Source organism: Cobetia sp. LC6, from assembly GCF_030264805.1.
Classification (GTDB): domain Bacteria; phylum Pseudomonadota; class Gammaproteobacteria; order Pseudomonadales; family Halomonadaceae; genus Cobetia.
Window position 1 is genome coordinate 539,799 of the sequence record NZ_JASSPL010000001.1, and the last position, 13,952, is coordinate 553,750.

At 64.0% G+C, this 13,952-nt stretch carries 10 protein-coding genes; 3 read left to right on the forward strand and 7 right to left on the reverse strand.

All coding sequences use genetic code 11. The features are described from left to right. Window positions 1–73: 73 nt before the first annotated feature. Both QQF40_RS02345 and QQF40_RS02350 read left to right on the forward strand, forming a co-directional pair. Window positions 74–913 (forward strand): mechanosensitive ion channel family protein, encoded by an 840-nt coding sequence (locus QQF40_RS02345; RefSeq protein ID WP_282627817.1) that lies wholly within the window; start codon window positions 74–76, stop codon window positions 911–913. Window positions 914–1,075: 162 nt separating this feature from the next. Continuing rightward, complete coding sequence (locus QQF40_RS02350) at window positions 1,076–2,938, forward strand: glucosyltransferase domain-containing protein (RefSeq protein ID WP_285460259.1); 1,863 nt, start codon at window positions 1,076–1,078, stop codon at window positions 2,936–2,938. 178 nt (window positions 2,939–3,116) lie between these two features. Here QQF40_RS02350 and putP read toward each other — a convergent pair whose 3' ends face one another. The 4 genes from putP to QQF40_RS02370 form a co-directional block, all read right to left on the reverse strand. Next, window positions 3,117–4,598: a sodium/proline symporter PutP gene (gene putP / locus QQF40_RS02355; protein WP_279838110.1), complete on the reverse strand. Its 1,482-nt coding sequence runs from the start codon at window positions 4,596–4,598 to the stop codon at window positions 3,117–3,119. Window positions 4,599–5,065: 467 nt separating this feature from the next. Next, entirely contained in the window at window positions 5,066–8,245 is a 3,180-nt protein-coding gene (putA, locus tag QQF40_RS02360; protein WP_175089893.1) for a bifunctional proline dehydrogenase/L-glutamate gamma-semialdehyde dehydrogenase PutA, read from the reverse strand. A gap of 629 nt (window positions 8,246–8,874) precedes the next feature. Beyond that, window positions 8,875–9,633, reverse strand: coding sequence for an AraC family transcriptional regulator (locus QQF40_RS02365; RefSeq protein ID WP_285460260.1), 759 nt, complete (start codon window positions 9,631–9,633; stop codon window positions 8,875–8,877). Further along, window positions 9,633–9,998: a hypothetical protein gene (locus QQF40_RS02370; RefSeq protein ID WP_043335450.1), complete on the reverse strand. Its 366-nt coding sequence runs from the start codon at window positions 9,996–9,998 to the stop codon at window positions 9,633–9,635. The genes QQF40_RS02365 and QQF40_RS02370 overlap by 1 nt, the downstream gene beginning before the upstream one ends. A gap of 200 nt (window positions 9,999–10,198) precedes the next feature. On the opposite strand from QQF40_RS02370, the gene QQF40_RS02375 reads away from it, so the two are divergent. Further along, window positions 10,199–10,864 carry a helix-turn-helix domain-containing protein gene (locus QQF40_RS02375; protein WP_285460261.1) on the forward strand — a complete coding sequence of 222 codons (666 nt, stop codon included), beginning with the start codon at window positions 10,199–10,201 and terminating at the stop codon, window positions 10,862–10,864. A 156-nt stretch (window positions 10,865–11,020) separates the two neighbouring features. Here QQF40_RS02375 and QQF40_RS02380 read toward each other — a convergent pair whose 3' ends face one another. From QQF40_RS02380 to QQF40_RS02390, 3 genes are read right to left on the reverse strand one after another with little or no spacing between them, the layout of a single operon-like run. Beyond that, window positions 11,021–12,541, reverse strand: coding sequence for a tripartite tricarboxylate transporter permease (locus QQF40_RS02380; RefSeq protein ID WP_285460262.1), 1,521 nt, complete (start codon window positions 12,539–12,541; stop codon window positions 11,021–11,023). Then, window positions 12,541–12,978: a tripartite tricarboxylate transporter TctB family protein gene (locus tag QQF40_RS02385; protein ID WP_175089794.1), complete on the reverse strand. Its 438-nt coding sequence runs from the start codon at window positions 12,976–12,978 to the stop codon at window positions 12,541–12,543. Before QQF40_RS02385 ends, QQF40_RS02380 begins: the two co-directional genes overlap by 1 nt. Then, window positions 12,978–13,952, reverse strand: a complete 975-nt coding sequence (locus QQF40_RS02390; protein ID WP_254627097.1) for a Bug family tripartite tricarboxylate transporter substrate binding protein — start codon at window positions 13,950–13,952, stop codon at window positions 12,978–12,980. The genes QQF40_RS02385 and QQF40_RS02390 overlap by 1 nt, the downstream gene beginning before the upstream one ends.

Consider the following 13,952-nt stretch of genomic DNA (forward strand, 5'->3'; position numbering starts at 1 on the left):
GCCTCGTGCCCTATAACGATAAAGCACCCGGTGGTCTGCTGACTGCCACGCAAGGGATGCTCAAGGAGTTGTCGTGGAATTTTTGAATGCCATTCCCATGGATACCAGTCAGCTGTTCGAGATGGGGCTGCAATGGGGCGGAACCCTGCTGTCGGCGCTGGCCGTGCTGGTCTTCGGCATGTGGGTCGCCAAGCGTCTGACCCGGTGGGCGACCTCGCTGCTGCACCGCAAGAGCATGGACGAGGCGGCGGCCGGTTTCGTCGGGCAGATCGCCTACGCCATCCTGGTGGTCATGGTGCTGCTGACCGCTCTGGATCAGCTCGGTGTCGATACCACCTCCATGATCGCCGCGCTGGGTGCGGCGGGTCTGGCGATCGGTCTGGCGCTGCAGAGCTCGCTGTCCAATCTGGCCTCCGGCTTCCTGCTGGTCACGCTGCGGCCGTTCAAGAAGGGCGATTACGTCGAAGCCGCCGGCACCTCCGGTAGCGTCGATCAGATCACCATGCTGCAGACCCGCCTCGTGACGCCGGACAACCGCAAGGTCACCGTGCCGAATTCCAGCGTCATGTCCAACACCATCACCAACTATTCGGCGCTGCCGACGCGTCGTCTGGACCTGGTGGTCGGTGTCAGCTATGACGATGACATCCGTCAGGTCAAGGCGGTGCTCGAGGAGCTGGTCGCCGGTGACGAGCGCATCATGAAGGAGCCGTCCCACCTGATCGCCGTGTCAGAGCTGGCCGACAGCTCGGTCAACTTCAACTTCCGCATGTGGTGCAGTGCGGCCGACTACTGGGCGCTGAAGTGGGACATGACCGAACGCATCAAGCTGACCTTCGATGAGCGCGGCATCAGCATTCCCTATCCGCAGCGCGATGTGCACTTCCATCAGGCCAGTACGCCGGCCGAGTAACTTGCGCATCACCCATGCAGGTCGACAACGCCACCCTCGGGTGGCGTTTTTCATGGGCTTTCGTCGGGGCATTCCATCGCGCCCCGAGTCAGGTACTCTCGAGGTCATCCGTCCTGGGTGTCGTTCTGATCGGGAGTCCAGTGCATGACAAGGTCGCAGTCGTTGTCCCAAGCGTATGATGCCGCTGATGCCCGGCGGCGTCAGGCGTGGCGCATTCTGCTTGCCAGCCTCGTGGTGATCGGCCTCGGGCTTGTGCCATTGATTGCCACGCGCGAGCTGTATCTGGATGACATGAGCCGCGCGCTGGATGGCTATTACGGCTGGATGCTCAATGCGCGCCCGGCCGCCGAGGGCATCATGCGTCTGCTGGGCTTCGGCGATGTGCTGGTCAATGTCGCGCCCTTGCCACAACTGGCGGCCTGGGGGCTGGCGTCGGGCATGGCGCTGGCCTGGTGGCGATGGCTGCCGGGGCTCTCGCTGACGGGCTGCGTCGTGGGCAATGCGCTGATCTGGTTGACGCCCTTCATCCTGCAGAATTTCAGTTACGCCTTCGATAGCCTGCCGATGAGCGTGGCGCTGGCCAGTGCAGTACTGGCCAGTCTGTTGCTGCGCCCTGGAGGGAAAAGCGGGGGAGAGGGAGAGCAAGCCGGAGGGGGAGGCGAAGGGCGGGGCGAAGGGCGGGGCGAAGGGCGGGGCCTGTGGCAGGCCTGGCAGCCACCGCTGAGTGCCTTGCTGCTGTTGTTGCTGGCGCTGTGCTGCTATCAACCGGCTTTGAATGCCTTTCTGGTGCTGAGCCTGCTCGAAGCCCTGTTCGCGGGCGCTGCCAGCACGTCACTGTGGTCGCGCTGGCGGATGCTGTTGCAGCGTGGGGCGTTGGCCGCCGTGGCCTTGCTGCTCTATCTGCCCATCACGCGGCTGCTGGTGGCGGGCGAGTACAGTCAGCAGCATGGCCAGATGCTGCCCTTCGCCGACCCGCAGGCCTTGCTGGCGGGGCTCGAGCACAACCTGAGCGTGGCGCTGGGTGAACTGCGTGAGGGGCTGGGGCAGGTCACGTTGTTGCTCAGTCTGGCGCTGCTGGCCGGGGCGGCGCTGTTGCGACTCCTGCCTCGCGGCGCGCCTGTGCGACATGAAACCGCTGGCGCGCCCGAGCTCAGGTCTCGCTCGGCGCGCCAGCTATCGCTGCAGCGCATGAGCTGGGCCCTGTGGGCGCTGCTGCTGGTTCCTGCTCTATGGGGGCCGATGCTGTTGCTGGCCGAGCCGGTATTGCATTCGCGCACTCTGATCGCCTGGGGGCCGCTGCTGGGTGGCGCCCTGATGCTGGCTCAGAGTACGAGTGAGAGTGTGAGAGCGAGCACGGAAGCAAGCGCAACGCCGAGCATGACGGAAGCGGCCACCACGCAGCGCAAGTCACCTGGCTGGCGGCGGCTGATGCAGTGCCCTTTGAAGCAGTGCCTGTTGATCGTCGCCTGCCTGTTGCTGGTGCGCCATGTGGTGATCTTCGCCGCCTGGAGCAATGCGCTGGCCGCCCAGCAGGCTCATGAAACGCAGCTGGCTCGCACGCTGGTGGCTCAGGCGCGGGAGCAGGGCCTGCCGCTGGACTCGCCCCGCGACGCCGAGCGCTACCAACCGCGCGATGCCTTGCCGGTACTGGTGCTGGGCGAGGCGCCAGTGGCGCCGCTGGCGCGGGTCGCTCGCCAGCAGGTGGCGGCCGTGGGCCAGAATCTGGTTGCCGCCTTCACGCCCGACAACTACTGGGCCGTGGTGCGGCTGCGCCTGGCGGGCGCCAGCGCGGTGACCTTGCTGCGCGATGAGGCGCTCAAGGCACGCCTGCAAGCGCATTCGTCCTGTGCGCCTGGCGATGCTGCCAGTCAGTCCTCTGATCAGCCCACCAGTCAGACCTCAGCCCCTTCATCCGCTCAATCTCAACTTCTGTCGCACGTGCAGTCTCGAGTGCAATCGCCAGCGCTGTCACTGCAGGAGGGCGTCTGGGTGATCGATTTTCGCAAGCCTCGTCAATGTGATTAGGCCATGCGAGTCAGTCATGTAACCAGGACATGCAAGGGGCTCACAAGAGGGATCCATGAAAGCGAGAGTCAGTCATGACAAGTGGCCATGAACGACAACGCCGCCCCGAGGGGCGGCGTTGTCGTGTTGCCGATGTGAACGGCAATACAGGCTTCGACAGTGTCCTGTCACACCTCGATCAGGCGTGGTTCTCGACCTTGTCGAATTCCGTGGTGATCTCATCAGCCGGTGCTGCGCTCATGATGCTGACCACGTAGATGGCGATGTAGGCGAAGATGACGCCCGGCACGATCTCGTAGAGATCGAAGATGCCACCGGAAAGCTGCTTCCAGACCACCACGGTCACGCCACCGACGATGATGCCGGCCAGCGCGCCGAAGCGGTTCATGCGACGCCAGTACAGCGACATGATCAGAGCCGGACCGAAGGCGGCACCGAAGCCGGCCCAGGCGTAGGACACCAGACCCAGCACGCTGGAGTTCGGATCCAGCGCCAGGATCCAGGCGATGATGGCGATACCGACCACCGCGAAGCGACCGACCCACACCAGCTCGGACTGGGTCGCATCCTTCTTGAACAGCGCCTTGTAGAAGTCATCGGCCAGGGCAGAGGACGACACCAGCAGCTGGGAGTCAGCGGTGGACATCACGGCAGCCAGGATGGCGGCCAGCAGCACGCCGGCAACCGCCGGGTGGAAGATGAAGTTCACCATGACCATGAAGATCTTCTCGCTGTCGGCCAGGTCCTTCGGCACGTAGACGAGACCCAGCAGGCCGATGCAGATGGCCGCGAACAGACCCAGCGCAGACCAGACCACGGCGATGGTACGTGCCGCGCCGATGTCCTTCTCGCTGCGGATGGCCGCGAAACGCGCCAGGATATGCGGCTGACCGAAGTAGCCCAGGCCCCACGCCAGTGAGGAGACGATGCCGACCAGCGTCAGCGCTTCGCCGGTGGAGGCGTCACGGAACCATTCCAGCAGCAGCGGGTTCTCGGCGGTGATGCGCGAGGTCGCTTCTGCCACGCCACCCATGTCGGTGAGTGCCACGATGGGCACCACGATCAGGGCGGCGGCCATCATCAGACCCTGGATCAGGTCAGTCCACGACACGGCGAGGAAGCCGCCGAAGAAGGTGTAGGACACGATGGCGATGGTACCGACGGTCACGGCGATGGTGTAGTCGAGGCCGAAGACGGTCTCGAACAGCTTGCCACCTGCCACCAGACCGGAGCTGGTGTAGAAGAGGAAGAACAGCAGGATGAAGACGGCCGAGATGACGCGCAACATCTTGGAGTTGTCACGGAAGCGCTTCTCGAAGTAATCCGGCAGGGTCAGCGAGTCGCTGGCGATGAAGCTGTAGATACGCAGGCGCTTGGCGACGATCAGCCAGTTGAGCCAGGTACCGGCCAGCAGACCGATGCCGATCCAGGCAGCGGACAGGCCGCTGAGGTAGGCAGCACCGGGCAGGCCCAGCAGCAGCCAGCCGGACATGTCAGACGCACCGGCGGAAATGGCGGACGTCCAGGGGCCCAATGAGCGGCCACCCAGGATGTAATCCGACATGTTGGAGGTGCGCTTGTAGGCCAGCAGGCCAATGCCGAGCATCACCGCCAGATAGATAGCGAACGTGATGAGTATGGTGGGGCTGTTATCGACCATCGTGGAGTAAATCCTTTGCATTTATTGTTGTCGGACGGCGAGCGTCGTGATGATTCACTGCCAGTGACGGTTCCTGTCAGACCGTCGCCGGGAGTCCTGCGTCATGCATCGAACGTCCTTCGAGGGCCATGTCGCGGCGGCTCTCGCAAGTTCCTGCCAATCTTGTACGTTCAGACTAGCGCATAAACGAATCTTCTGACGATCGTCCGTCCCCGCATATTGCCGTCGAGTCAAAAGGGAAAACGGCAACGGACACCGCAGGGCACGAACATGAGGGGCCAGTCGCTGGCGATTCATGTCCGTGGGCGTCCCGTCGGTGTCCGGGGCAGATGACGGCCTGGCGTGCTCGCCGTCATCCACTGGGCATCGTCCTGATGCCCTGTCACCTGGCTACCTCATGCACGTCCAGCATGCAGTCTTCCGCCAGGCGTGACCTCTGCTGCTGCCGCGAGAGCAGGCAGCGTCGGTCATTCGTCGCCCATGGCGAGAAGAGACGCGTTGCCGCCGAGAGCCGTGGTGTTGACGGTACGGGTCTTCTCGGTAGCGAAGCGGTGCAGGTAGTGCGGGCCGCCGGCTTTCGGGCCAGTACCAGAGAAGCCCTGACCACCAAACGGCTGTACACCTACCACGGCACCGATGATATTCCTGTTGACGTAGACATTACCAACACGAATTTTCTGTGCAACGGCATTAGCAAAACTTTCGTTTCGCGAATGCACACCGAAGGTCAGGCCGTAACCGAGACCATTGATGGTGTCGATGACCTTGTCCACTTCGCCGCCTTTCCAGGTCGCGATGTGCAGAACCGGGCCGAACTGCTCGCTTTCCAGGCTATCGATGCCGTCGATGCGCAGGGCGACCGGCGCGACGAAGGTGCCGTGCTCGGTGGTGGCCTTGTCGACGGCGGCTTCGGCGATCACACGGCCCTGGCTGCGATATTCCTCGATGTGCTTGAGCAGACCGGCACGCGCTTCCTCGTCGATGACCGGGCCGACGTCGGTGCCCAGGTCACGCGGATCGCCGATCTTCAGCTCGTCCATCGCGCCCTTTAGCAGGCTGATGACGCGCTCGGCGACGTCTTCCTGCACGTAGAGCACACGCAGGGCGGAACAGCGCTGACCGGCACTCTGGAAGGCGGACTGCACCACGTCATTGACGACCTGCTCCGGCAGGGCGGTGGAGTCGACGATCATGGCGTTGAGGCCACCGGTCTCGGCGATCAGTGACGGCAGCGGAGCGTTTTCCCGCGCGGCCAGCGAGCGGTTGATGATCTGCGCGGTCTGGGTGGAGCCGGTGAAGCACACGCCAGTGATGCGCGGGTCGCTGGACAGCACGCTGCCCACGGTCGGGCCATCACCCGGCAGCAGCTGGACGACATCGCGCGGCATGCCGGCTTCGCGCAGCAGCTCGACCACGCGGTGAGCGACCAGCGAGGTCTGCTCGGCGGGCTTGGCGACCACGGTGTTGCCGGTGACGGCGGCGGCGACCATCTGGCCGCAGAAGATCGCGACCGGGAAGTTCCACGGGCTGATGCAGGCGAAGACGCCCTTGCCGCCGAGCATGATCTGGTTGTGCTCGCCGGTCGGCCCCTGCAGCTCGGTCGGTTCGGCGAAGTCGGCACGCGCACGGTTGGCGTAGTAGCGGCAGAAGTCGACCGCTTCACGGATCTCGGCGATGCCGTCGGTCAACAGCTTGCCACCCTCGCGGGAGCACAGGGTCATCAGCTCGGCGGTGTGGGTTTCCATCAGGTCACCGAAGCGCTCGAGAATCGCGGCGCGTTCCTCGACCGGCGTCTGCTCCCAGCGCGGGAAGGCAGCCCAGGCGGCGTCGATGGCCCTGGAAGCTTCCTCGGCGCTGGTCCACTGCACGTGGCCCAGGGTGTCACGACGGTCGAACGGGCAGGTGACGGCCTGGCGGCGCTCGGCATTGACCTGGACATCGAAGGCCAGCTGCGGACGCACGTCATAGGTGGTGTCCATGTGCGTGGCCATCTCGTCGATCAGCGGCTGGTACTGGCTATTGATGTTCAGATTGATGCCCCGTGAATTTAGGCGGTCTGCGCCATAGATGTTCGGCGGCAGCGCGATGCGTGGGTTGTGATAGGTCCTGTACTGATTGAGCGTGACCACCGGGTGGGTGCACAGGCTCTCGACCGGCACGCGCGGGTCGACCAACTGGTGAACGAACGAGGAGTTGGCTCCGTTCTCCAGCAGACGACGCACCAGGTACGGGAGCAGGTCCTTGTGTGCGCCGACCGGCGCATAGATACGGCACCAGGTCCCCTTGGGCGCGCGCTTGAGCGCGGCTTCATACAGGGCTTCGCCCATGCCGTGCAGGCGCTGGAATTCGAACTGACGTGTCTCGCCGGCGTTGGCCACATCCAGAATGGTGCTGATGGTGTGGGCATTGTGGGTGGCGAACTGCGGGTAGATGCGCCCACGGGTGTTCTCGGACAGCAGGAAGCGCACGCAGACCAGGTAGCTGACGTCGGTGGAGGCCTTGCGGGTGAACACCGGATAGCCTTCGACACCCAGTTCCTGGGATTCCTTGATCTCGCTGTCCCAGTAAGCGCCCTTGACCAGACGCAGCGGGATCTCGTCGCCTTGCAGGTCGGCGATGCGGTTGAGGTACTGCAGGGTCGGCAGGGCCCGCGTCGAGTAGGCCTGCACGACGAGGCCGAACTTGCCCCAGCCGCGGCAGGTGTCGCTCTCGTAGACGGCGCGGAACACTTCCAGCGAGATCTCGAGGCGATCGACTTCCTCGGCATCGATGGTGATGGCGACGTTCAGCTCGCGGGCGATACCGGCCAGTTCACGCACGCTTGCCACCAGCTCTTCCAGCACCTGCTCACGACGGCCGAATTCATAGCGCGGATGCAGGGCGGACAGCTTGATGGAGACGGACGGTGACGGCGTGGCTTCCTTCAGCTTGCGTGAGGTTTCGCCGACGGTGCGGATGGCACGTGCGTAGTCGTCGAAGTAGCCCTTGGCGTCGTCGCGGGTGCAGGCCGCTTCACCCAGCATGTCGTAGGAATAGGTGTAGCCCTTGTCGAACAGCGGCTGGGAGCGCTTGAGCGCTTCCTTGATGTCGCGGCCCAGCACGAACTGCTTGCCCATCACCTTCATCGCCTGGTACATGGCGCGGCGGATGACCGGCTCGCCGAGACGATTGACCATGCGGTTGATGAAGGTGGCCGGCTTGCCGTCACCCTTGGGCAGATCCATCTTGATGACGTTGCCGGTCATCAGAAGGCCCCAGGTGGAGGCGTTGACGAACCAGGACTCGCTCTGGCCCAGGTGGGACTTCCAGTCGGCCACGCCGAGCTTGTCCTCGATCAGCGCATCGGCGGTTTCCTTGTCCGGAATGCGCAGCAGCGCCTCGGCCAGGCACATCAGCAGCACACCTTCCTGGGTGTCGAGGCTGTACTGCTGCAGCAGCTCGTCGATGGAATCGACAGCGGTGTCCATGGTGCGAATCTCGCGCACCAGCTCTGCCGTCTTGTCGCCGATGCGCTTGACATCCTGCTCTTCGGCATTCAGCAGGCCGACCAGCTCGCTGACGTAGGCACTTTCATCGACCAGATAGTGGTCACTGACGCGCGCGAACAGCGCCTCCGGAGACTGCTGCCAGGTGCTGGCGGCCAGCATCTGGTCACTGCGCAGGATGTTGTCCTTGAGCACATTGCCCTTGAGAACCCCTTGCTTGGCAGTATTCGTGGACGAGTTGTTCGAGGACTGGGCGGCTGTGGACGTGGCCGAGGCGATCGCGGCATTCACTGCACTGGACTGATCGGAGGAAGTGGAGGTGGTCATGGTGCGAACCCCTTGCTGCTGGGCGTCGAAGCGCCGAATGGGATTGCCGAGTCACAGCGCCGGGAGTGATGCAGAACGCATCAGAAAGCGCGACAGCGGCACGTCTGGATGTATGACTGAGAATGTAGGGTGGCGCAGGGGGGCGGGTCTTTCCAATTTCTCGGCTGCGCATGTCAAATTCACGGGCATGTCAGAAAAGTGACGCTCTTCTCCGACCTTTGTCGAAGGATGTGCCGCGAAATGACGCGATCTTGTTATACCAAGGTGGTAGAGGTCTGGAGGTGAACTGGTTTGCGGCTGACGGTGGGAGTGGCGTTGAACGACGTGCGTGCCCCAGGCGACGTACTTCCAGCGAGGGGGAGGAATGAAGAGCGGCGTGTCAGAAACACGGCCGTGAATGAGGGAAGCAAGGGCATGTCAGATACCCGGGGATGCGCATGCCTCATCGGCTTCTGCCAACTCGATCAGGCTTTGCGCAGAGCCGAAGGCGGGAAGCCGAGATGCTTGCGGAAGGCATGGGAAAGGGCGCTCTGGTTGGCAAAGCCGCAGCGATCCGCGATCTGGGACAGGGAAAGCTCGCTGGTGCCCAGTAGCTGGCGTGCCTCCTCCAGACGACGGCGCAGCAGGTACTGATAGGGCGAGAGGCCGGTCAGTACACGGAAACGCTCGCTGAAATGCTGCTCGGAGAGATGCGACTGGCGGGCAAGATCCGCCACGCTCAGGCGCTGGCCGAGATTGGCGTCGATGAAGCGGTTGAGCGCGACCAGATCCAGCTGGCGGCCACTGGTGCTCAGGGCGCTCATCGGCTCTTCGATGCGCGTGTTGAGGCAGGCGAGGAAGGTGGCGGCGAGCAGGTCACCCGGCGCCTGCTGGTAGTCGTTGACTTCCGCGAGCATGAATTCGAGATAGCCGCGCAGGCGGGTGTCCAGCGTGAAGAAGCGTGGACGCTCGAACAGACGCTTGAGTTCACGGTGATGGCCGGTCAGGTAGGGCGCATCATCGGGCAGGTCGAGAATCAGCTGGCGATTCTCGCCGATGCCCGCGTAGTAGTGGACATGATCGGCCGGCACGATGCAGCCGGTCAGCGGGCGAATCTCGCCGCCCTGGCCCTCGATCTCGAACTCGGCCAGGCCATCGAGGCCGATCACCAGCTGGTGGTAGCTGTGATCGTGGTGCTCGCGCAGGTTGGAGAGCGGAATCAGGCGCATCTCGCTGGCGGCCATCAGGCGCGAGTCTCCGCGACACCGGTGCGGGCACGCAGGTGGCCCAGCAGCACGTTGAGCTCTTCACGGCCGGCGCGCGAGAACAGCGCACCGCCCTGGGCCAGTTGCCACGGCCTGGCATGGTTGTCGAAGATGCCCTGGCAGCGGCGACGCAGACTCTCCAGATACTCATCATGGCGAATCGGATAGCCGATCACGCTGTGCCATTCGTTCTCGTTGATCTCGCCGCTGATCGCCTGGTCCAGCACGCGGGCGATGTCGCTGTAGTCGGTGCGAAAACGCGGCGTACGCGACATCATCAGCATGGCCACGGTGCCGACGGTGACGATCAGGCAGACCACGAAGGTGATGATGAAGATGGACATGAGCGAACCTTGTGCGGACGTAACCGGAAATAGTGTCGTAGCTCACCATTCTACCACGCTGCACGGCCAGTATCGTCAATGCGACAGGCGCGTCATGTTCTGTCTGTCAGAACGTTATGGCATGATTCAAGTCCTGTGAGGCGGCATGGCGCAAGCCGCCTGTCAGCCTCGTTCTTCATCTGCCGTGGGAGTCCCGCCGCATGGCCAATCAACGTGTGGAAGCGGTCGAGCGTGCCTTGACGCTGCTGGAAGCCTTTACCCCCGCGACCCCTCGACTGACGCTCAACGAGCTGGCGCAGGCCAGTGGTTTCTACAAGAGCACGATTCTGCGGCTGATGGGCTCGCTTGAGCACTTCGGCTATGTGGCGCGTGACAGCCACGGTATCTACTCCATCGGCGCGGCGCTTGGGCGTTTTGCCCAGCTGGCACCGGCGCTGCCGGCCCGCGAGGCTCAGTTGCGGGGTTGGTTGGCGGCGCTGAATGCCATCAGTGGCGAGACGGCCAGCCTGATGCTGGTTGAGCATGGCCCGCTGGCCGAGGCGCGACCGGTGAAGGGCGTGACACGCCCGCGTCAGGCGATGTGCCAGTACGCGCATGTCAGCCAGTGGCCGCTGCGTCATCAGCTGGAGGAAGGCGAGCTGGTCGATGAGGCGCTGTCCGCCCTGCTGCAGCAGTGTGTCGACAGTGGCGAGATCGAGACCGGCGAAGCGGCCGGCCTGTCGGTGGCGGCGCTGGCGGTCAGCGTCGCCCAGCATCACGACGAGGGGGGGGCACCGGCTGAGGTCATCGTGCTCAGTGGCCCGACGGCGCGCCTGACGCCTGCCCAGGCCCACCGCCTGCTCGCGCAGTGGCAGCAGGGCGACTGATACGCGACTCGCCAGTGACAGCTTTCTTGAGGTGCTGAAATGACAACGCCCCCGCCGGTCTTGCCGGCGGGGGCGTTGTCATTTCAGAGCGCTGTCATTCAGGGCGTTGTCGTTCAGGGCGTGTCACCTCATGAGAGGCGCGGGCCCTGCCCTGGATCAGGCGTCGGTGGCGGCCTTGGCGGCGCTCATGCGGCGACGCAGGATGGGGCCGACGATCACTGGCAGCAGCAGACCGGCGATGGCGATGCACCACAGGGTCACGGCCAGGGGGCTGCCGATCAGGATGGTCCAGTCGCCGTCAGACAGCTGCATGGCGTGACGCAGGTTCTTCTCCATCTCTGGCCCCAGCAGCATGCCGAGGATGACCGGTACCAGCGGGATATCCAGCTTGCGCAGGAAGTAGCCGGCGACCCCGAAGGCGACCATGAAGTACAGGTCGAAGGTCGAGTGGCTGATGGAGTAGATACCCACGAAGGCGACCATGGTCACCACCGGCAGCAGGTACTTGGGCGGCACGGACAGCAGCTTGACGAAGATGCCGACCATCGGGATGTTCATCAGCAGCAGGATGACGTTACCGATCAGCAGCGCCGCGATCACGCCCCACACGATGTCGCCGTGCTGGGTGAACATCAGCGGGCCCGGGGTGATGTTGAGCGAGATCAGCATCGCCAGCAGTACCGCGGTGGTACCGGAACCCGGCACGCCCAGCGTCAGCATCGGCACCAGTGCGCCTGAGGCGGCACCGTTGTTGCCGGCTTCCGGGGCGGCCACGCCGCGCGAGTCACCTTCGCCGAAGTTGCCTTTCTTGCCGAGGATCTTCTTCTCCAGCGTGTAGCTGATGAAGCTGCCCAGCGACGCACCGGCGCCCGGCAATACCCCGGAGATGAAGCCCAGCACGCCCCCGCGGAAGGATGTCGGCAGGATGGCGATGACGTCCTTCAGCTTCAGGGTCATCTTGTTCATGGCGATCATCGGCTTGCCTTCACCGGCGTGCTGTTCGATGAAGAACAGCAGCTCCGAGATGGCGAACAGACCGACGATGGCGATGATGAAGTCGATGCCTTCGAACAGCTCCAGCACATCGAAGGTGTAGCGCTGGGTGCCGGTGGAGCCATCGATGCCGACGGTGGCGATCATCAGGCCGATGGCCGCGGCCATCAGCGTCTTGACCGGATTCTTGCCGGTGATGCCGCCCAGGGTGGCGAAGGCCAGCACGAACAGGGCGAAGTACTCCGCCGGACCGAAGGTCAGCGCGAAGCTGGCCAGCCACGGCGCCATCATGATCAGGCCGATGGTGGCGATCAGGCTGCCGATGAAGGAGGCGATCGCCGAGATGGCCATCGCTTCGGCGGCCTTGCCTTTCTGGGCCATCGGATAGCCATCGAGACAGGTCATCATCGCCGGCTCATCGCCCGGGATGTTGAGCAGGATCGAGGAGATGCGCCCGCCGTACATGGCACCGGCGTAGACCGAGGTCAGCAGGATCAGTGAGGTTTCCGGGCTCAGGCCCAGGGTGAAGGCCAGCGGAATCAGGATGGCCACACCGTTGGCCGGGCCCAGGCCCGGCAGTGCGCCGATCAGGGTGCCCAGGAAGGCCCCCAGCACGGCGAACATAAGATTCTCTGGCTGCAGGGCGATGCCGAAGCCCTGCATCAAGAAGCCAAGACTTTCCATTACGCCACCTCCAGGATGCCCAGCGGCAGTGGTAGCTCAAGCACGAAGTTGAACAGGGCGAAGACGACGATGCCGCCGAGCAGACCTGTCACGTAAGCGCGAACCGGCCTGGAGCCCATGCGCCAGCACAGGGTGCCGACCGCAGCGGTGGTCGTGACGATGAAGCCCAGCGGCTCAAGCAGCGCGGTGTAGAGGCACAGGATGACGATGGCCAGCACCATCTCGGCGCCGGTGCGGCTCCACGGCCATTGCTGGTCCGGATCGGGGCGCACGATCAGATACAGGCTACTCAGCGCCAGCACGATCGAGAGCACCGTGGGGAAGGTTTCGGGCCCGATGGACTCGGCCCCGCCGAAGGGTTCCGGGAACTGCTGGGCACCCCAGCCGTACGCGACGGCCAGGGTGAGCATCAGCAGACCAAAGATGCGGTCATTCATCAGCGAATCAGCCCAATGTCCTTGGAAAGGGTCTGGATGTCCTGGATCTGTGCCTTCACGAAGGCATCAAACTCGGCACCCGATTTATGGAACGGCATCAGGCCGCTCTTGGTCATCACGTCTTTCCATTCTTCGCTTTCATAGACGCTGTCCAGCGTGGTGGTCCAGTACTGCTCGGCATCGTCGCTGACACCGGCCGGGATGTAGAAGCCGCGCCAGTTGGGGGCGACGGCATCGATGCCCTGTTCGCGAGCGGTCGGCACGTCAGCCAGCTTGCCCGGCAGGCGCTCTTCGGAGAGCACGGCCAGCACTTTCAGGTCGCCGGATTCCATGAAGCCCTGAATCTCGGAGATATCACCGGTGAAGGCCTGCACGTGGCCGCCGACGACCTGGGTGATGGCTTCGCCGCCGTTGTTGTAGGACAGGTAGGAGACCTTGGGCAGGTTCTCGACATCGGCTGCCTGGGCGGCGATCAGCACCTTGAGGTGATCCCAGCCACCTGCGGCACTGCCGCCGGCGAACTTGACGGATTTCGGGTCTTTCTTCAGCGCGTCCATCACCTCGCTCAGGGTGTCGTACGGTGAGTCCTTGGAGACGGCGATGGCGCCGTAGTCCGCGCCCAGTGCGCCGATCCACTCGACCTGATCCTGATTCATGCCCGGGAACTGGCCCTGAGCCAGACGGGTGGTGGTCGCGGTGGAGGCGGCCACCAGCAGCTGCTCGTCACCGGCACGCTTGGAGACGGTGTGCGCGAAGGCGACCCCGCCACCGGCACCCGCCATGTTGATGGTCTGCACGTTGCCCGGCACGAAATCGAGCTCAGACAGGATCTTGCCGACGCTGCGGCAGGTGAAGTCCCAGCCGCCGCCCGGATCAGCCGGCGCGATGCAGTCAACCTTGCCTTTCGGTTCGAAGGCGAAGGCCTGGGCGGACATGGCGGTGACCACCGCAGCTGTCAGGAGTTTGAGTGTCAT